The organism is Francisella opportunistica, from assembly GCF_003347135.1.
GTDB lineage: Bacteria > Pseudomonadota > Gammaproteobacteria > Francisellales > Francisellaceae > Francisella > Francisella opportunistica.
On record NZ_CP022377.1, the window covers coordinates 794638 to 812301 of the forward strand.

The following is a 17664-nucleotide window of genomic DNA, read 5'->3' on the forward strand; positions in this document are numbered from 1 at the left end:
CGAATCACTATTTATGGTGAGATTGCTATATCAGTGATACTCAATAACCAAGTTCAACATGACATTTTTATGGTGGATTAACTACAATTATGTTATAGTTATGCCTTGAAGACAACAGGGGTGCTATTTTTATCTAAAAATGGCTGAGAAATGACCCTTTGTACCTGATCTAAGTAATATTAGCGTAGGGAGTTTGTTTGGTTATCTTTTTCTGAAGGAGCATCATACAAACTCTTATTATTTGGTTAAAATAATAGGAGATTAATAATGGAAAATTTTGGTTACATAACATTAAATATATCTTTAATAATCTATTTTATACATTTTTTACCACAAACTATCCATAATCAATTCAAACATAAGACATTTGAAATTAGTTTATGGACCCATTCTTTGATGATAATTGCGAACTCTTTGGATTTAATCTATGCTGTTGGTTTTAATATGCAGTGGCAGTATATTTTAGTGGATGTTATTTTATTGAGTTTTCTAACTATCCAGCAGTTTCAAATCCTAAGTGATAGAAGAGAAAAATATATATTTATACATACAGTTTTTATATTGCTATATTTGTCTTTAGTAATTGCTATGATTTATTTTATTAAGTTAAGCAATCAGACTTTATTGTGGTGTGGTTCAATAAGTGGCGTTATTTATAACCTTTACTGGTTACCACAAATTTATAAAAATTACCGTCAGAAACAAGCACAAGGTTTCAGTATTTTTTATTTAGGCCTTTCACTTATCAGCATTATCTGTGATATCAATAGCGCTATATTTTTAGGTTGGCCGTTGGTATCTGTGCTTGTTTCTAGTTGTTTATCTATGTTGGTGTTAACTCAAATAATTCAATATTTCTATTATAAAAGAATGATTATAAAAGCGTTATCATAAAGCATATAAACTTCTAAGCTCTTTGTGTTAGAATTATTGCTATTATCTTGGGATTATTATAAGTAATGAAAAATATCAATAATTTTACCTTGCTTTTAGCAGCATTGATTTTCTCAGTTGAGGCTTTTGCAGCACAACAGCCATATAATGCATATACTATTGGTCAGGCATTAGGTAAAGCTTCTCATAAAAGTTTTGCCGCTATGGACCAAGAATTAGTCAAAAAAGATTTCATTTTAGGCTTTGATGATACTCTTTTAGAGCATAAGCCGGATATTGATAAAATCTCAGATAAAGACTCATATGAAATAGGGATGATTATCGCGGCGCAGTATAAAGTAAGATTGAAAAAAATGGTTGCAGTAGATAAAACTAATTGCCAAGAGTTTGTTAAAGGTTTTAATAACAGTGTTGATGCTAAAGATACAAACCTTACTGCTCAAGATAAACAAATATTAAAGCATTTTAAAATATCTCGTGATGGTGAGGATAATTAGTTAGATTATTTACTAATATATATTGATAAATATATTCTGCTACTTTATTCTTAAACCTAATTAGTTAAATACTATCAATAAAATAATAATGCAACAGCTAAAAGAAATTCAGACCCTTATCAAAGAGGATATACAGAATAATAATCAATTTATAATTGATTCTCTTTGCTCAGATGTAGTGCTTATTAATCAGATTAGCCATTATATAATAAATAGTGGTGGTAAAAGGTTAAGACCTTTGTTGGTAATGTTATTTTCTAGAGCCTTAGATTATCCTGGAGATAAACATTTAGCATGTGCAGCAATTATAGAGTTTATCCATACAGCGACACTTCTTCACGATGATGTTGTTGATGATTCACAATTGCGTCGTGGTAAACAAACAGCAAATAATGTCTTTGGCAATGCTGCGAGTGTTTTAACTGGGGATTTTCTTTACTCTAGAGCTTTTCAGATGATGGTAAGTTTAGGTAATATGCAAATTATGCAAATATTAGCTGATGCAACTAATATAATCTCTGAAGGAGAGGTATTACAGCTGCTAAATGCACGAAATACCAAACTTACTGAAGAAGAATATATTAAAGTGATATATTGCAAAACGGCAAAATTATTTGAGGCTGCTTGCGAATTAGCTGGTGTAATTAGTCTAGATAAACAAAGTTATGTTAAGTATCAAGATAATATTAAAAATTACGGTGTTTATTTAGGCAATGCTTTCCAGATTGCTGATGATGTTTTAGATTATGTTTCTGATGCAGAAAGCTTAGGCAAGAATATTGGTGATGATCTTGATGAAGGTAAGATGACATTACCAACAATTTATACATTAGCTAACGTTACTGAACAAAAGCAACAAGTTCTCAAAAAAGCAATTGAAAAAGGTCAATACAACATTGAGGAAATCATAGCTATGGTAAAAGACAGCGGGGCTGTAGATTATTCATATAAAGTAGCTTGCCAGTATGCTGATTTAGCTAAGCTACAAATAGACTTTTTACCAGATTCGGAATATAAGCAAGCAATGATTCTATTGTGTGATCTAGCAGTAAAAAGAAAGAATTAATTTTAGAAAAAACTTTTTATTTAAAATCTTTGAGTGTAATTTCAAAAGAAAGGGCTTGATTAGGTCCTATGACAGCAGGCGCTCTAGTTCCATACGCCTTGTCTGGAGAACAGTATAAGATTATTGTTGAACCATTAGGTATTTTAGGAATAGCGTCTTTCCAGCATTCGATTAAGTTTCTAAGTGGGAATGTTGCGTTATCACTTGAGTCAAATGTAGGACCAATTAGTTTAGCTTCTTTGACCTCGTTTAGTTTTGATTTATCATCTTCGTAAGCTATAACTGGCGTAGTTCCTTTGTAAGCTATCGTAACTTGGCTATCAGCATTAGGTTTTTTGCCACCCCCTTGTTTAATCATTTGATAGTAGATGCCATCATCAACTTTTATAGCATTATCCATTTTAGCAATTTGTGCCATAAATTCTTGTGATTTTGTTTTATTTAATTTAGCTGTATCTAATTGCTTTTTAATCATTTTATCTTTAAGAGTTTCCATATTTTTGCGGATTTGACTCTCGGAGATTCTTGGCTTATTACCATTAATAGCATCCGCAAATCCAGCTACTGTTTGCTTATCGTATAAGCCAAAATCTTGTTTAGCTATACCAGAACCTACTTGGTAGCCTACCACATAGCTTGCATTAGCCCCCATTTTTATTGTTGAATTATCTTGAAGTGCTGATTTGTTTGTAGCATCAATTTGTTTAGTTTGTACAGTTGTAGCTAAATATTGCTTATTGTTTTGTTGCTGCATAGTTGCAGCATTTTTACTCATTTGCTGAGCATTGACGGTATCTGTAGCATCTTTGTTTGTTGAACATGAGCTTATAGCTAGTCCTAATAATGAGCATGACATAATTGCTACTATTTTCTTTAACTTCATCTTTTCTCCTTAATTACCTTTGTATATCATCTTTTGAGATATTAAAAAAATCAAAAAGCTCTTTATCTAACATCTGTGATGGAGAAATATTTGATAGAGCTTTAAATATTACATTTTTTCTTTCAGGATTGTTGTGTTCCCATCTATTAAGCATATCTTTTATAAACACTCTTTGCAAATTATCTTGTGATCCACATAGATTACAAGGTATTATTGGAAACTCTTTTAATTGAGAATATTCTAAGGTTTCTTTTTCGCTTACAAAAGCAAGAGGGCGGATTACAATATTGCGTTTATCATCACTAAGTAGTTTAGCGGGCATAGCTTTAATTGAACCATTATAGAAAAGATTCAAAAAGAATGTCTCGATAATATCATCACGATGATGTCCTAAAGCTATTTTAGTTACATCATTCTCTTCGGCAAAATCATATAATATGCCACGACGCAAACGCGAGCATAAACCACAGGTAGTTTTTCCTTCAGAAATTACACGTTTGACGACGCTATAAGTATCACGTTCAATAATATGAAATTCTATGTTCTTATTTTTTAAATAGCTAGGTAATACTTCCTCAGGAAAGCCTGGCTGTTTCTGATCTAGATTTACTGCAATGATATCAAAGCTTATCGGCGCCTTTTTTTGGAGTAACAATAATATCTCAAGCAGACAATAAGAATCTTTGCCTCCAGATAAACATACCATAATTTTATCGCCATCTTCAATCATGTTGTATTTATTGATTGCTTGAGCAGTTTTTCTTAGTATCTGCCTTTCAAGTTTCTTTAAATTTTGTTTATTAGTATCAGTCATTTTCTTCTAGGATTAATTGTTTTAATTGAGCTGGAATTTTTTGTAACCTACCTGTCTTAGCATTATAGCAGGCTAGTTTTGCTTTTGCTTTAGTGATAACTTCGTCACTGCCTAGTATACGGATTTCATATTCAAATTCCATACTAGCAGCACCTATTTTAGCAATATATTGGGTTACTTGTATTTTATTCGGATGCTTTAGAGGAAGAATATATTTGCATGTTTGTTCTGTAATTACTAATTGAATTGAATTTTCTTTAGCCCAAGTCATTAATCTTGTATTTTCATATGCCCAAGTTGTTCTTGCTTCTTCAAAATAGTCAAAATATTTACCATTATTTACATGGTCATTTTTATCAGTATCAGACCAACGGATGTTAGTTATTATTTTAAATACACTAGATTTCATTTTTTACCTTCAAATTTAGAATATATATGATAGTAACGGTTTACGTGGGACTTCACAGTTCTGTAATTGAATAGAGTATTTTTGAGCTAATTCGGAAGTTTTGCGAGCATAATTTTTTAGGAATGAATTGTTCCTATGTGTACCACGCTTATAGCCACCTATACCTTCGTGATATGCTAGATATAGATTATAAGTGTCTGTTTTGCTAATACCTGTTTTATTGTGAACATTATTTAAGTACCAGCCAATAAAGTCTGTTGCATCTGCAAAGTTTGATCTTGAGACGAAAGATTGTTTAGTTTCTTTTTTATAATGCTCCCAGGTGCCATCTAAAGCTTGAGCATATCCATAAGCACTTGAGGCTCTACCTTTTGGTATAAAACCAAAATAATATTGCATTGAAGGCTTAGCATCAGCTCTAAATGATGATTCTTGACGGATGAAAGCCATTTGTACATTCATTGGTATTCCCCAGCGTTCATACGAGTCAAGCATATCATAATACCATTCTGGAAACTGATGAATTATACTACAAGCATTGTTTATATTTCTTGGAGTCTCAGTAGCACAAGATCCGAGAGTCATTATTGCGATAATTAAAATTGCTAGTTTAATTATTTCCTTCATTTATAAATTCCTGTAAAAGACATCAACTACTTTATCTTGGAATCTGCGTGCATTATAACGATCAGATGGTTTAAGATCATTAAGCATGATCGAAAAACTAATACGATGGTTTTTAGCTGTTAATACATAGCCTGATAATGTTGAAACTCCAGAAAGCGTACCAGTTTTAGCATGCACTCGTCCAAGCAGTTTACCACCCATTCTATATGAGATTGTACCGCTTATACCAGATGCTGGTAGGTAATTGTAGAATTCTTTACCGATCTGACTATTATAAACTTTAGTCAAAAAGTTGACCATAAACTCGGGAGTTACTCTATCTAAATGTGACAAGCCTGAACCATCATACATTGTTAACGCTGATGTATCTAAACCTAGTTTTGAATAAAGTATACTTTCAACAGCTTCTGTGCCTGCTTTAGTTGAGCCAATACCTTTTTTCTTCAAGCCTATAGTGTTTAAGATAGTCTCTGCATATAAATTATCAGAATGTTTAAGTGTTTGATCAATAAAATGACCAATAGTAGCAGATCTTGCGGTTATCTGTTCAGTATAACCAGCAGGGACATTACCAGCTATGATAACATTGCCATGTTTAATACCATCAGAGTTTAAGAAGTCATTTACAGTATTTAGTGCTTTAAGTGCTGGATTTCTAATTGCTAAATTGAACATTTTCTCAGCAGCTCTTGATAAGTATCCGCCAATGTATAGAACATTGTCATCATTCATTGCTATCGTAGTTGCACTTGAGGCACTAGTATATTTTGCAGTATTTTTTATAGTGATATTACTAGCGTTACTTAGCTCAACAACTCGTGTTGTTAAGCTATTAGCATTTTTGACTAGTTTGATGACTGTACAATTTCTATTAAATGTGAAGCTTGATGCTGGAGCACCATAGCAAAATGTACTATCTTCTTTAGACCAGCCGTCAGGGATATATGGTCCAGAGAAAACACCAACAAGGTAAACATCCCCAGTTATTTTATATATGCCTTTTTCAGTTTTTATTTTTTTAATCAATGCAGCTAACTGACTACCAGTGAGCGCAGGATTACCAGTGAATTCTATGTACATATCTCCATATAGTGTATGATCTTTTATCCTATCCGCAGGGTACATTATTGATGTTGTAAAACTAAAATCACTAGGTATCGCAAAAAGCGCTGCAACTATTGTAAAGACTTTATTATTACTTGCCGGCTTCATTGCTCTATTTTGAGCATACGCATATAATTCGTTGCCATTCATAGTTCTTTGAGTTGCTATAGCAATCTTTGCATCAGAAAGATTATACTTTTTTACAAGATACTGAATTTCACTACGAGTAGATGCTTGAATAGTAGTTATACTTACAGCTAATATAGATAATGCTGTAAAAAGCTTAGTTTTTCTTATCAAAACTTTAAACCATATAAATTTCTAAAGAACCCTAAATTGAGATAATAGCACTTTATCTCTTATAAATACAGTAAGTTATAGTATATTATCTAATCTTAGGCTCTAGTTGTCTATAAGTTAATTCTAACTAAATAACTAGCTTGCATTTAAATATTAATATGATAAAATCATTGGCTATTGAAATAAATTAGTAATGGACATTAAGTCCTTTTATTAAACGTAATAAACTGGCATTTAAGTGAGGTGAGAGGGTATGCCAAGCGTTAGAGTTAAAGAAAGAGAACCTTTTGACGTTGCTCTTAGAAGATTTAAAAGATCTTGCGAGAAGGCTGGGATAGTGTCTGAACTACGTCGTAGAGAATACTTTGAAAAGCCAACTTGGGCGCGTAAAAGAAAAAAAGCTGCTGCTGTTAAAAGAGCTCATAAGAGCAACATAATAGTTAAAAGGTAGTTAAATTTAATTCACCGTTGAGAGTTTTAACTCTCCCTTTCACTAGGAATTCTTTTTTAAAATGTCACAAATTTTTAATCAGTTGACTCTTGATATGAAAGAGTCTATGAAAAATAAAGATAAAAATAGATTAACAACAATTCGTATGGCTATGTCTGCAATTAAGCAAAAGCAGATTGATGAAAAAATAGAGATCACAGATGAGGTTGTAATTGCTGTAATTACAAAAATGATCAAGCAAAGACAAGACTCATATGAGCAATACATTAAAGCAGATAGAGCTGAGCTTGCTGAAGGTGAGAAAAGAGAGATAGAGATACTAACTCAATATATGCCGAAGCAACTAAGTGATGAAGAGGTTGTTGCGATAGTTCAGAAGGCTATAGAATCTGTTGGTGCTACATCTATGAAAGAGATGGGTAAAATCATGGCAAGTGTAAAAAAAGAACTTGCTGGCAGGACAGATATGAGCAAAGTAAGTGCTATTGTGAAATCTAACCTAGCTTAAGGTCATAGTTTAATCAGTATGGCGAAAAAAGTCTCAAATACTTTTATAAAAGAGCTTGTGGCTACAGCTGATATAGTTGATGTTGTTTCAAGATACGTTAATTTAAAAAAAACAGGCAAAAACTACAAGGGTTGTTGCCCTTTTCATAATGAAAAAACTCCATCATTTTTTGTTAATCCAGAAAAAAAATTTTATCACTGTTTTGGCTGTCAAGCATCTGGAGATGCGTTGACTTTTATTAAAAAAATTAATAATCTTGAGTTTATCGAGGCTGTAAAAACCCTTGCTGAAATTATTGGCAAGCCAGTTGAATATGAAAATTATTCTCAAGAAGATATCCAAAAAGAACAGCTTTATAACAAATGTATCAGCTTTTTAGCGGTTGCGCAAAAGTATTATCGTTGGAATTTGGGTAACTCAGTCACTAAAGATAAAGCTATAAACTATCTTAAGAAAAGAGGTATAGATAGTGATTTAGCTAGGTTCTTTGGTATAGGATATTCATCTGAGGGTTGGAATAATATTACTGAACTAGCTAAATCAGTAAATGTCTCAGAGGAGATATTAGTTGATACTGGGCTTGCAATAAAAAATGATAAGGGAAATTTATATGATCGTTTTCGTGGACGTATTATGTTTCCTATTAGGAATATTCAGGGCAATGTGATTGCTTATGGTGGTAGGGTAATAGATAATTCTCAAGCAGTTAAATATATAAATTCACCGGAAACTTTTGTTTTTCAGAAAAATAATATCTTATATGGTCTCTATGAGTACCGTGAAAGAAAAAAACAATATCCAGAGTTGATAAACCAAAGTCTCGTAGTAGTTGAAGGTTATATGGATGTGGTTGGGCTAGCACAGCATGGTTTTTATGCTGCTGTAGCTGCGTTAGGTACGGCATTTTCACCAAATCATGCCAAGATTTTATTTCGTGAAACTAACTCTGTGATTTTATGTTTTGATGGTGATGAAGCAGGCCAAAAAGCAGCGATTAGAACCATAAAAATCTTATTGCCAATATTAGATGGTAATAAAAAGCTAAAAATTCTAACTCTACCAAGTGGAGATGATCCAGATGATTATATTAAGCAATACGGTCTAGAAGGTTTTTATACCGCTTTGGATAATTCTTTGGCGTTATCAGAGTTTATAGTTGACAATCTTGTTCAAGGTAAAGATTTGACCAAAGCAGAATCAAAAGCAGAAGTTTTAGAGAATTTAAAAAACTTTTTATTAGATGTGGCAGATAACATTTATTCAGAAAGTATTACTGCTACTTTAGCTGATAAAGTTGGTATAAAAGTTGAGCAACTTAAGAATTTACTTAAGATACGTAAGCAAACTTCGTTGAATGTAACTAAGCAGCAAAATATTCAGCAAAAAAGACTGGCAAAGAATCTCTTGCTTGAAGAGGTTGTTCTTGCAGAACTATTTGTCAATCTTGCAGACTTTCGTATTTTACAAGACGGAAATGATTTTGAAATATTTGCTACTTCGAAAAACCTTGATATCTTAGCGAAAAGCTTGAAAATTTTAAAAGAAGACCCATCTAATCAAATTGAGGCGGTTATGCTTATACAGCTATTAGCAGAGGATTATCCAGACTATAGAGAGTATTTTTTTGAGTTGCTAAGTTATGGCATACATAATACCCAAAAAAAATATGCTGAAGATAAGTATCAAGAACAAATGCTCGACATGCTAAAAAGAGTAGAAAACTCTAGTGTAAAAAAAAGATTAAAATACTTAGGTTCATTACCATTTAGGACTGATGTTCAGGAAATGGAACGTAAGTATTTAGTAGCGAAATTAGGTAATAAATAATATAAGATAAAATTGTATTGGAGAACTAGATGACAAAAGAAGATTTACTCTCTGACCTAAAAGACTTAATAGTTGATGGTAAGGAAAGAGGATATTTAACTAGAGCCGATATTTTAGATGCTCTACCAGGAGATGTTTCAGAGGATCCTAAAATATATGAAGAAATTGAGGCTATACTTATTGACGCGGGTATTGATGTCTATGATAGAACTCCTCAGCTAGAAGAAGATGATGAAAGAAAGGTTAGTGAAGCTAATCTTGATGATCTAAAAGGTAAAACTTCAGATCCTATTCGTATGTATATGCGTGAAATGGGTATTGTTGATCTTTTAGATAAAAAAGGTGAGACTGATATTGCTATTAGGATTGAAGAAGGTACTACAGAAGTTTTTAGTACGATTTTAAGTTATCCGATAGTAATTAAAACTTATATTGAGCGTTTCCGTGAGCTAGAAGAAAAAGCTATAGACTATATGAGTTCTCAAGATATTGAAGATGAGCCTGTGGCTAGATATATTCGCTTTAATGAGATTATGGCTGGTTTTAGTGATGAACATATAACTGAAGAAAAAGTTGCTGAAGATGATCATGAGGAAAAAATTGATACTCAAAGAGCTTATGAGTTTTTTACAAACTTAGAGAAAATGTTTGAAGAATATCAAGACAAGCCTAATAAAAAACTTTATAGTAAAATAGTTAAGGAATTTGATAATTTAAGGTTATCAACATCACATTTACAAAAGCTAGTTGACTATATTAGGCTACCTTATGCTCGAGTTAAAGAGTTCGAAAGAAAAATTTTAAGACTATGTGTTGAGAGATCAAAAACACCACGCCAAGAGTTTATTAAGGTTTATAAAGTTGGTTCTGTAGAATGGTTAGAGCGATTAACTAAAAAGTATAAATTTACTGAGAACACTATCAGAGAAATAAATAACCTTACTAAGCAAATTAATCAATTCCAAAATTTAATGATGATGGATATCGAAGAGCTTAAACAGGTAAATCTTGAGATTGCAAGAAGTGAAGCTAAGATTACTCAGGCTAAAAAAGAAATGATAGAAGCAAACTTAAGGTTAGTTGTTTCTGAAGCTAAAAAGTATACTAATAGAGGCTTACATTTCTTAGATATTATCCAAGAGGGAAATATTGGCTTAATGAAAGCTGTAGATAAGTTTGATTATCGCAAAGGGTTTAAGTTCTCGACATATGCTACTTGGTGGATACGTCAGGCAATTACTCGTTCGATTGCAGATCAAGCTAGAACTATTCGTGTACCAGTACATATGATTGAGACAATTAATAAGGTAAATAGAATTAAACGCCAGATTCTACAGGAAAAGGGTCGTGAAGCTACAGAAGAGGAGATTATTGAACATACTCCTAATATGACTAAAGAGAAACTTAAAAAGATTCTCAATATTTCACATACTCCAATTTCAATGGAGAGCCCAATTGGTGATGATGAAGATTCTACAGTAGGTGATTTTATTGAGGATAAAAATAACTATTCTCCAATAGAGGCAGCTAACCTAGAAAATTTACGAGAAGCAATAAAAGAGCTAATTGAAAATGGATTAAGTGAGAGAGAATCCAAAGTTCTGATGATGCGTTTTGGCATAGGTATGAATACCGATCATACTTTAGAGGAAGTTGGTAAGCAGTTTACTGTTACTAGAGAGCGTATTAGGCAAATTGAGGCTAAGGCGCTTAGAAAACTTAAGCATCCTTCTAGATCAGCTTTTTTGAAATCATTCTTGTAGTTTTATATTCTTAATTTTTTTAAAGCTTTTTGAAATTATTTTTCTCTTTTAATTATTATTCTGCTCTTATCTACAGCGTTGAGCTTTGTTATACTGTTTTAAGTAAGTAGGAGAAGGGGGTATGAAAAAAATAATAGTTATAGGAGCTGGATTCGTTGGAGTTAATTTTCTTAGTAAGATAGCTAAATCAAGTAAAAACAAATATCATATTATTTTGTTTGATAAAAATAATCATCATGTTTTTCAGCCTATGCTGTATCAGGCAGCTACAGCTTTTATTCCTTTAAATAATGTTGTTGTTCCTATAAGGAAATTATTTACTCAAAAGAATATCGAATTCAAGATGGAAGAAGTTGTAGATATTTTACCTAGCCAGCAACTAGTTGAGACTTCAGCAAATAATTTATACTCATACGATTATTTAATTGTGGCAACGGGAATACAGTATGATTATTTTGGTAATGATGATTGGCGAAAGTATACTTTTTCTCTAAAAAGTGCATATGATGCCCAGAAGATTAAATCACACATCCTTAATCAATTTGAGTTAGCGGAAGTAGCACAGACTAGTGAAGAGAAAAAATATTATTTAACCTTTATTATTATTGGAGCAGGAGCTACTGGTGTTGAAATCACGGGAGCTTTGTTAGATCTTTTACATACAGATTTTTTAATGACTTATCATAATTTTTCAATAGATGATATTTCTATTCACTTAATTGAAGGAGGTGAAAATATTCTTTCAGCTTTTCCAAAAGAGTTATCAAATCATGCTTATAACTCATTAAAAAAAAGAAAAGTAAATATTCACCTTAAAGAGACTGTAACTAATATTTTAAAGGACATTGTAACTACCGAAAAAAATAGCTATCAAGGTGCTACAATTATTTGGAGCACTACATTAAAAGGTAAAGGACTAGGAAATTGGATGAGTAATCAAATTGAAAAAGGTAAGATATCAGTTTTAGGTGACTTAACTCATCCAGATTTTAAAAATATATACTTTGCTGGGGATATTTCTTATGTTAAAAATAAACCTTTACCAGGTTTAGCATCAGTAGCTAAACAACAAGGAAAATATATTGCGAAAACTATAATTAAAAGAGAAAAAAATAAGAAATATAAAAATTTTAAGTATAAAGATTTAGGAACCATGGCTATCATTAAAAGGCATGAAGCTATAGCTAATATATTTGGAATGAAATTCAAAGGAAAGTTAGGTTGGTTTATATGGGGAGGGGTACATATAGCATTTTTAATTAGTATAAGAAATAAGTTTGTAGTTAGCTTTAATTGGTTAAGTTATTACATCTGCAAAAGAATAGGCTCTATTGAATTCATAAAACTTAAAGAATCTAAAAAAGGTAAATAGCTTTGAAGATTTTCTAAACCATTAGAAAGTATATTACTAAAAATATTCTAAATTACCATGAGCTATCCTTAACTATAGAAATACTTAGATTTGGGACTATATTAATTTAAGAAGCTCAGTTGTGTATTGTTGTTGTACTTTCTTGACATCAACCTCTTGACAAAAATCAGCTATCTGACACATTTTTAGACCGCTATAACCACAAGGATTGATATAGCTAAATGGTGTAAGATCCATATTGGTATTTATGGCAATACCATGATAGCTTTTACCTTGTTTGATTCTTAACCCTAATGAAGCAATCTTTTGATTATTAATGTATATACCATGCGCACCATCAATAATATGAGCCTTTAGGTTATAATATTTATCAAGCATATTGATACAAGCTTGCTCAACTATAGATACTAATTTCTTAGCACCAAGTTTATTTCTCTTGATATCAAGGAGAAAATATATCACTGCTTGACCTGGAGCATGGTAAGTAACCTGACCACCACGATCAGTTGCAACTATTGGGATGTTATGTGCATTTAGAATATGTTTTGGTTTACCATGTTTGCCTTGAGTAAAAACAGCAGGATGTTCAACTAACCATATTTCATCTTTAGTTTCAGATGTTCGCGTAGAAGTGAACTTGCGCATATCCTCAAACACTTTAGTGTATTCTTGCAAACCTAAATCTTTTTGATAAATAATATTCATGACAAAAAATATTATAAAACCATATGAACTTCTGGATGTGCAGAAATTTCTTTGTAGATATTGTCTAGTTGTTCTTTACTACCTGCAATAAAAGTAGCAGTTATAGAAATATATTTGCCGGTTTTACTTTCTTTGGTATTAAAATCTATCTTACTATGGTTTGTTACATATTTCTCAAAAACACTTAGAATAAATTCAACAGTCTCTTTGTGAGGATTTGCCATTATTTTTATTGGAAACTGGCAAGGGAATTCAAAAAAAGTTTCTTGTTGATTGTGGTTAGTATTTGCAGACATTTTAAATCCTCAATTATAAATTTTATGGTTATTATTACCACCAACCTTTTTGTGAAATATCATTCATAGCTATTACAGCAACACTAGCAATTTTCTCTTTGGTATCATCTAACGTAATCACTAAATTGCCTACAGCTTGTCCTGTTTTAATAGGTGCTTTCAAGTTTGGGTTAAATTCTATACCTTGTTTTAGATAAGGCACATAAGTTTTAAGTACAGTTTTGTAAATGTTTTGATTTGAAGCTACAGTTATCTTTTGTCCAGCTTTTGCATTTGAGATGCTATCAGCACTAATTGTAACTGGCGAGTTCGCTTTGTATAAAAGTACATTTTCATATCTGCTTAGCGCATATCTTATTAACTTGGCTGACTCTGAATCTCTCTTAGCAGCACTACTAGTGCCAAGAACTACAAAAATAAATTCTTTAGTAGTGGAAACTAGACAGTACCCAGCCTCATCAGTATGACCTGTTTTCATACCCTCAACATCTTCGTCTGTGAATAGCAATCTGTTTCTATTGTTTTGTAACACAAAATTTTCACCATTAGGGAAAAGCTTACTACACTTATCTTTAGTTTGATCATCAAGATCTGTGGCTGTGTAGCTCTCTATGACATTTCCACTAGAGCGATCAAATTTAGGTAAGCATTGTTTACGGTCAGCGATGCTTACTGAGTCTTGTTTTGTAGCATTCCAAACTAGGCCTTTATCATCATATACTTTATACGCTTCTGGGAAATTGTATATATATGATCTTGCAAGTAATGCCATATCGTGAGCAGTAGTATACTGCTCGCCACCTGGAAGACCATCTGGATTAGCAAAATGAGTATTATTCATACCAATAGCTTTTGCTGTTTGATTCATCAAATCAGTAAATGCTGCTGTAGTGCCACCGATATACTCAGCAAGAGCAATAGTAGCATCATTACCGGAAACTACGTCCATGCCAGTTACTAGATTTTTTACAGAGACTTTAGCACCAGCTTTGACATACATTTTTGAACCGCCTGTAGAAGCAGCATTTTCACTAATTGGAATCATAGTATCCCAGCTTAGATTACCAGCTTTTATTTCACTAGCAACTATATAAGAAGTCATGATTTTAGTTAAGCTTGCAGGAGCTCTTCTGACATCCATATTCTTTTCACTAACGATATCACCAGTGCGATAATTCATCGCTACCCATGCTGGAGCATCTAGCTCGATATTTGCAGGTCTTACAATAATATCTTTTTGCATTATACCATTACCGCTGTTAAAATAAGGGTCGGAACCAGCAGATATATTAAGGGCTGCAAAAACGTTACTTGCTGTTAAACCAGCTGTCAATAAAGCTATTTTTGTTAATTTCATTATTTTTCCTCTTAAATTTAATAAAGTATAATAATTTTAAGCTTACATCTTTAAGTATTTTAATATTTATATGTTATAAATACAAAGTTTTTTGTGATAGACTCTTTGTTAGTGTGTTAGGTAGTTAATAGTTTAGCAAAATATATAGGAGAAATTACGATGCTAAAAAATATACCTTGTGGAAAAGATATTCCTAATGATTTTAATGTTGTAATAGAAATACCTCAAGATAGCGACCCTATAAAATATGAGTTTGATAAAGGTAGCAACATGATTGTAGTCGATAGATTTATGTCATCTACTATGAGATATCCTTGTAATTATGGTTTTGTACCAAATACTCTTTATGATGATGGTGATCCTATTGATGTGTTGGTTTTAGCACCATATCCTTTAGCAGTTGGTTGCGTAATAAACTGTAGAGCTGTCGGTGTATTTAAAATGGAAGATGATGGTGGCGTTGATGCTAAAGTTATCGCTGTGCCAAGCTCTAAGCTAACTAAGGAATATGATCATATTAACGATGTTGATGATTTACCATTATCTTTAAAGCAAAAAATTGAGCACTTCTTTACACATTACAAAGACTTAGACTCGGGTAAATGGGTTAAAGTAGAAGGTTGGGATAATGCAGCCTTTGCAAAAAAAGAAATCGAAAAATCTGTAAAAAACTATAAATAGTTTGTCCTTTTGTTTTTAATATATTTTAGTCTTTTTATCATTTGTGATAATATCTTTGATTGAAATTAATAATTCTTTTTAAACTTAGTAATGAAAATAAATCACTCAAGAAATATTAAACTGTTGATACTCGATGTTGATGGCGTATTAACAGATGGCAAAATAATAATAACTAATAATGGTGATGAGCTTAAGAATTTTGATGTCAAAGATGGTTTAGGCATTGTTCTTATGCAGAAGCTAGGAATTAAAGTTGCTATTATCACAGGTAAAGAATCAAAAATTGTCGTTAATAGATTTATAAGTTTAGGATTAGATCCTCAAGATATTTTGCAAGGTCAAAAAAATAAACTAAAAGCTTATGAGTTTCTCAAAACTAAGTATAAGCTAAATGAGGATGATATAGCATATATGGGCGATGATCTGCCAGATTTAGTTTTGATGAATAAGGTAGCTATCTCAGCAACACCAGCAGATGCTATAAAAGTTGTCAAAGACTATGCTGATTATGTTTGCCAAAATAATGGTGGCAATGGAGCGGTAAGAGAGTTTTGTGAATATCTCATAAAACATTTAAACCTGTATGACAAAGTTGTTAGTGACTATATCGAAAGTGGTGGAGTGAGATAAATAAACAATGAAGTTTTTTACAAAATACTCCTTATTTGCTAATGTACTCTCTATAATCATAATTATCTTATCAATGTTATATATAAGCTATAATGCTCTTGATGGTGGTAGGCCGCTCAAAAATATACCGCAAAAAAATCGTGTCGAATTAAGAGCATTTGATTTTAATTACAACAAGTATGATGAAAACGGTAATCTAGTAATGAGCTTTTTTGCAAAAGAGTTACAACGCTATCTTAATCAAGATTTGCACATGACTGAACTTACCGAAAAGAGCTATGATAAAACAACAGGAAAACTTGAGTGGCAAGTACAAGCAAAACATGGACAGCAATTAGCAGATCAGAATTTGATACACTTATACGATGGTGTTAATGCAATTATGATTACAAAAAAAACAACTGATAATAACCAAAAAGCTTCTCAAGAGGATTCTACTACTCCAAATAAGATTTATATAAAAAGTTCTGAAATGTTCTATAATTCAAGTTCTAAAGATTTTTATAATAGTAGATTTACCAAAATGTATGATCCTAAAACTGGTAACAATACTACAGGAACTGGTGTAACAGGAAATTCAGAGACTAAGATTATAAAATTAAGCCAAAATGTAAGGAGCTATTATGCGACAAGCTAGGCTATTAATTATAATTTCACTATTACTTGTCTCAAACGCTTTTTCAAACGTTGAAGAAGATAAAATTGACTATAGCTCTCCTATATATAATTCTTCATTACAGGAGGATAATGCAACAGATGGAGAAAAAGAAAATAATTCTGATGATAATAACTTGAAAGAGTATGGTCCGGTAACTATTTGTGCAAATAATGCTGTTTATGATGATAATCAAGGGATATTAACTTATTTAGGTAATGTTTTTGTAATGCAAATTCATAATAAGCATATTTTGTGCCATCAGCCTAATAACTCAAAAAAAGGTGTAAGCTATTTCATAAGAGATAATAGTTTGTCATTTAAACAATTACAACAAAAGTGGTTAGAGCAAGCAAAATTATTATGTTCTCAAGAGAGAGAGTGTAATTTTATCTCTGGTCAGAAATTGGTTATAAAGTTAGATAAAGATAAAAAAATTAAGACTTTTACAATGCTTTCTGAAGGTCATGAAAAATCACAGTTTTATACATTCCCGACTAGTTCAAATCCTGATTACACTAAGTCAAAAACAGTAACTAGAGGACCTGTTGAAGGAAGTTCTAAAAAGATTGTTTATGATGTTACTGATAAACATTTAGAGCTTTATAAAAAAGCTATAGCTTTTCAAAATGATAATGTATATAGAGGTGAAAAAGTAATTTTTGATATTACTCATGACTTGATATCTATACCTGGTAGTGAGGATAGAAGGTCGACAATAATATTAGATGGTCTTGAAAATCAATCGAAAATTGATACAGGTCTTACGCCTATTAGTCAGTACAAAAAGTAAGCAAAGTAAAAGTTTGTTAAGGCTAAATGTTC

The 17664-nt window shown here is 31.7% G+C and carries 19 protein-coding genes, 1 pseudogene and 1 riboswitch; of the genes and pseudogenes, 12 read left to right on the forward strand and 8 right to left on the reverse strand.

Going from position 1 to position 17664, the window contains the following annotated elements:
• The first annotated feature begins 106 nt into the window (after nt 1–106).
• Nucleotides 107–209, forward strand: a riboswitch (TPP riboswitch).
• Nucleotides 210–267: 58 nt separating this feature from the next.
• The 3 genes from CGC45_RS03940 (at nt 268) to CGC45_RS03950 (ending at nt 2457) form a co-directional block, all read left to right on the forward strand.
• Nucleotides 268–894: a PQ-loop repeat-containing protein gene (locus CGC45_RS03940; RefSeq protein WP_071629056.1), complete on the forward strand. Its 627-nt coding sequence runs from the start codon at nt 268–270 to the stop codon at nt 892–894.
• A gap of 65 nt (nt 895–959) precedes the next feature.
• A complete protein-coding gene (locus tag CGC45_RS03945; protein WP_071629057.1) occupies nt 960–1391 on the forward strand; it encodes a hypothetical protein in 432 nt (143 codons plus the stop codon).
• Nucleotides 1392–1479: 88 nt separating this feature from the next.
• Nucleotides 1480–2457, forward strand: coding sequence for a polyprenyl synthetase family protein (locus CGC45_RS03950; RefSeq protein WP_071629058.1), 978 nt, complete (start codon nt 1480–1482; stop codon nt 2455–2457).
• A 16-nt stretch (nt 2458–2473) separates the two neighbouring features.
• On the opposite strand, the gene CGC45_RS03955 is transcribed toward CGC45_RS03950, so the two are convergent.
• From CGC45_RS03955 to dacB, 5 genes are read right to left on the reverse strand one after another with little or no spacing between them, the layout of a single operon-like run.
• Nucleotides 2474–3340, reverse strand: coding sequence for an FKBP-type peptidyl-prolyl cis-trans isomerase (locus CGC45_RS03955; protein WP_071629059.1), 867 nt, complete (start codon nt 3338–3340; stop codon nt 2474–2476).
• A 13-nt stretch (nt 3341–3353) separates the two neighbouring features.
• On the reverse strand, nt 3354–4154 hold the full coding sequence (ttcA, locus tag CGC45_RS03960; RefSeq protein WP_071629060.1) for a tRNA 2-thiocytidine(32) synthetase TtcA: 801 nt from the start codon (nt 4152–4154) through the stop codon (nt 3354–3356).
• Nucleotides 4147–4563 (reverse strand): acyl-CoA thioesterase, encoded by a 417-nt coding sequence (locus CGC45_RS03965; RefSeq protein ID WP_071629061.1) that lies wholly within the window; start codon nt 4561–4563, stop codon nt 4147–4149. The genes ttcA and CGC45_RS03965 overlap by 8 nt, the downstream gene beginning before the upstream one ends.
• A gap of 15 nt (nt 4564–4578) precedes the next feature.
• Nucleotides 4579–5190: a transglycosylase SLT domain-containing protein gene (locus CGC45_RS03970; RefSeq protein WP_071629062.1), complete on the reverse strand. Its 612-nt coding sequence runs from the start codon at nt 5188–5190 to the stop codon at nt 4579–4581.
• Entirely contained in the window at nt 5191–6594 is a 1404-nt protein-coding gene (gene dacB / locus CGC45_RS03975; protein WP_071629063.1) for a D-alanyl-D-alanine carboxypeptidase/D-alanyl-D-alanine endopeptidase, read from the reverse strand.
• Nucleotides 6595–6847: 253 nt separating this feature from the next.
• Here dacB and rpsU point away from each other — a divergent pair, with 253 nt between their 5' ends.
• The 5 genes and pseudogenes from rpsU (at nt 6848) to CGC45_RS04000 (ending at nt 12540) form a co-directional block, all read left to right on the forward strand.
• Entirely contained in the window at nt 6848–7045 is a 198-nt protein-coding gene (gene rpsU, locus CGC45_RS03980; protein WP_071629064.1) for a 30S ribosomal protein S21, read from the forward strand.
• A gap of 61 nt (nt 7046–7106) precedes the next feature.
• On the forward strand, nt 7107–7553 hold the full coding sequence (locus tag CGC45_RS03985) for a GatB/YqeY domain-containing protein (RefSeq protein ID WP_071629065.1): 447 nt from the start codon (nt 7107–7109) through the stop codon (nt 7551–7553).
• An 18-nt stretch (nt 7554–7571) separates the two neighbouring features.
• Nucleotides 7572–9380 carry a DNA primase gene (gene dnaG, locus CGC45_RS03990; RefSeq protein ID WP_071629066.1) on the forward strand — a complete coding sequence of 603 codons (1809 nt, stop codon included), beginning with the start codon at nt 7572–7574 and terminating at the stop codon, nt 9378–9380.
• Nucleotides 9381–9409: 29 nt separating this feature from the next.
• On the forward strand, nt 9410–11143 hold the full coding sequence (gene rpoD / locus CGC45_RS03995) for an RNA polymerase sigma factor RpoD (RefSeq protein ID WP_071629067.1): 1734 nt from the start codon (nt 9410–9412) through the stop codon (nt 11141–11143).
• 121 nt (nt 11144–11264) lie between these two features.
• Nucleotides 11265–12540: pseudogene (locus CGC45_RS04000) on the forward strand (NAD(P)/FAD-dependent oxidoreductase).
• A gap of 71 nt (nt 12541–12611) precedes the next feature.
• Here CGC45_RS04000 and lipB read toward each other — a convergent pair.
• The 3 genes from lipB to CGC45_RS04015 are packed head-to-tail and all read right to left on the reverse strand — an operon-like array spanning nt 12612 to nt 14873.
• Nucleotides 12612–13220 (reverse strand): lipoyl(octanoyl) transferase LipB, encoded by a 609-nt coding sequence (gene lipB, locus CGC45_RS04005; protein WP_071629069.1) that lies wholly within the window; start codon nt 13218–13220, stop codon nt 12612–12614.
• 11 nt (nt 13221–13231) lie between these two features.
• A complete protein-coding gene (locus CGC45_RS04010; RefSeq protein WP_071629070.1) occupies nt 13232–13516 on the reverse strand; it encodes an HP0495 family protein in 285 nt (94 codons plus the stop codon).
• A 34-nt stretch (nt 13517–13550) separates the two neighbouring features.
• Entirely contained in the window at nt 13551–14873 is a 1323-nt protein-coding gene (locus CGC45_RS04015) for a D-alanyl-D-alanine carboxypeptidase family protein (protein ID WP_071629071.1), read from the reverse strand.
• 159 nt (nt 14874–15032) lie between these two features.
• Here CGC45_RS04015 and ppa point away from each other — a divergent pair, with 159 nt between their 5' ends.
• From ppa to CGC45_RS04035, 4 genes are all read left to right on the forward strand, one after another.
• On the forward strand, nt 15033–15554 hold the full coding sequence (gene ppa / locus CGC45_RS04020) for an inorganic diphosphatase (protein ID WP_071629072.1): 522 nt from the start codon (nt 15033–15035) through the stop codon (nt 15552–15554).
• 90 nt (nt 15555–15644) lie between these two features.
• Nucleotides 15645–16184, forward strand: coding sequence for a KdsC family phosphatase (locus CGC45_RS04025; protein WP_071629073.1), 540 nt, complete (start codon nt 15645–15647; stop codon nt 16182–16184).
• 7 nt (nt 16185–16191) lie between these two features.
• Complete coding sequence (gene lptC, locus CGC45_RS04030) at nt 16192–16821, forward strand: LPS export ABC transporter periplasmic protein LptC (protein ID WP_071629074.1); 630 nt, start codon at nt 16192–16194, stop codon at nt 16819–16821.
• Nucleotides 16808–17632 carry an LptA/OstA family protein gene (locus CGC45_RS04035; RefSeq protein ID WP_084387438.1) on the forward strand — a complete coding sequence of 275 codons (825 nt, stop codon included), beginning with the start codon at nt 16808–16810 and terminating at the stop codon, nt 17630–17632. Before lptC ends, CGC45_RS04035 begins: the two co-directional genes overlap by 14 nt.
• The last annotated feature ends 32 nt before the right edge of the window (nt 17633–17664 follow it).

Excerpts from the sequence above, each read along its gene's own strand:
- CGC45_RS03940 (WP_071629056.1), top strand. The coding sequence starts at position 268 with ATGGAAAATTTTGGTTACATAACATTAAATATATCTTTAATAATCTAT.
- CGC45_RS03945 (WP_071629057.1), top strand. The coding sequence starts at position 960 with ATGAAAAATATCAATAATTTTACCTTGCTTTTAGCAGCATTGATTTTC.
- CGC45_RS03950 (WP_071629058.1), top strand. The coding sequence starts at position 1,480 with ATGCAACAGCTAAAAGAAATTCAGACCCTTATCAAAGAGGATATACAG.
- CGC45_RS03955 (WP_071629059.1), bottom strand. The coding sequence starts at position 3,340 with ATGAAGTTAAAGAAAATAGTAGCAATTATGTCATGCTCATTATTAGGA.
- ttcA (WP_071629060.1), bottom strand. The coding sequence starts at position 4,154 with ATGACTGATACTAATAAACAAAATTTAAAGAAACTTGAAAGGCAGATA.
- CGC45_RS03965 (WP_071629061.1), bottom strand. The coding sequence starts at position 4,563 with ATGAAATCTAGTGTATTTAAAATAATAACTAACATCCGTTGGTCTGAT.
- CGC45_RS03970 (WP_071629062.1), bottom strand. The coding sequence starts at position 5,190 with ATGAAGGAAATAATTAAACTAGCAATTTTAATTATCGCAATAATGACT.
- rpsU (WP_071629064.1), top strand. The coding sequence starts at position 6,848 with ATGCCAAGCGTTAGAGTTAAAGAAAGAGAACCTTTTGACGTTGCTCTT.
- CGC45_RS03985 (WP_071629065.1), top strand. The coding sequence starts at position 7,107 with ATGTCACAAATTTTTAATCAGTTGACTCTTGATATGAAAGAGTCTATG.
- dnaG (WP_071629066.1), top strand. The coding sequence starts at position 7,572 with ATGGCGAAAAAAGTCTCAAATACTTTTATAAAAGAGCTTGTGGCTACA.
- rpoD (WP_071629067.1), top strand. The coding sequence starts at position 9,410 with ATGACAAAAGAAGATTTACTCTCTGACCTAAAAGACTTAATAGTTGAT.
- lipB (WP_071629069.1), bottom strand. The coding sequence starts at position 13,220 with ATGAATATTATTTATCAAAAAGATTTAGGTTTGCAAGAATACACTAAA.
- CGC45_RS04010 (WP_071629070.1), bottom strand. The coding sequence starts at position 13,516 with ATGTCTGCAAATACTAACCACAATCAACAAGAAACTTTTTTTGAATTC.
- CGC45_RS04015 (WP_071629071.1), bottom strand. The coding sequence starts at position 14,873 with ATGAAATTAACAAAAATAGCTTTATTGACAGCTGGTTTAACAGCAAGT.
- ppa (WP_071629072.1), top strand. The coding sequence starts at position 15,033 with ATGCTAAAAAATATACCTTGTGGAAAAGATATTCCTAATGATTTTAAT.
- CGC45_RS04025 (WP_071629073.1), top strand. The coding sequence starts at position 15,645 with ATGAAAATAAATCACTCAAGAAATATTAAACTGTTGATACTCGATGTT.
- lptC (WP_071629074.1), top strand. The coding sequence starts at position 16,192 with ATGAAGTTTTTTACAAAATACTCCTTATTTGCTAATGTACTCTCTATA.
- CGC45_RS04035 (WP_084387438.1), top strand. The coding sequence starts at position 16,808 with ATGCGACAAGCTAGGCTATTAATTATAATTTCACTATTACTTGTCTCA.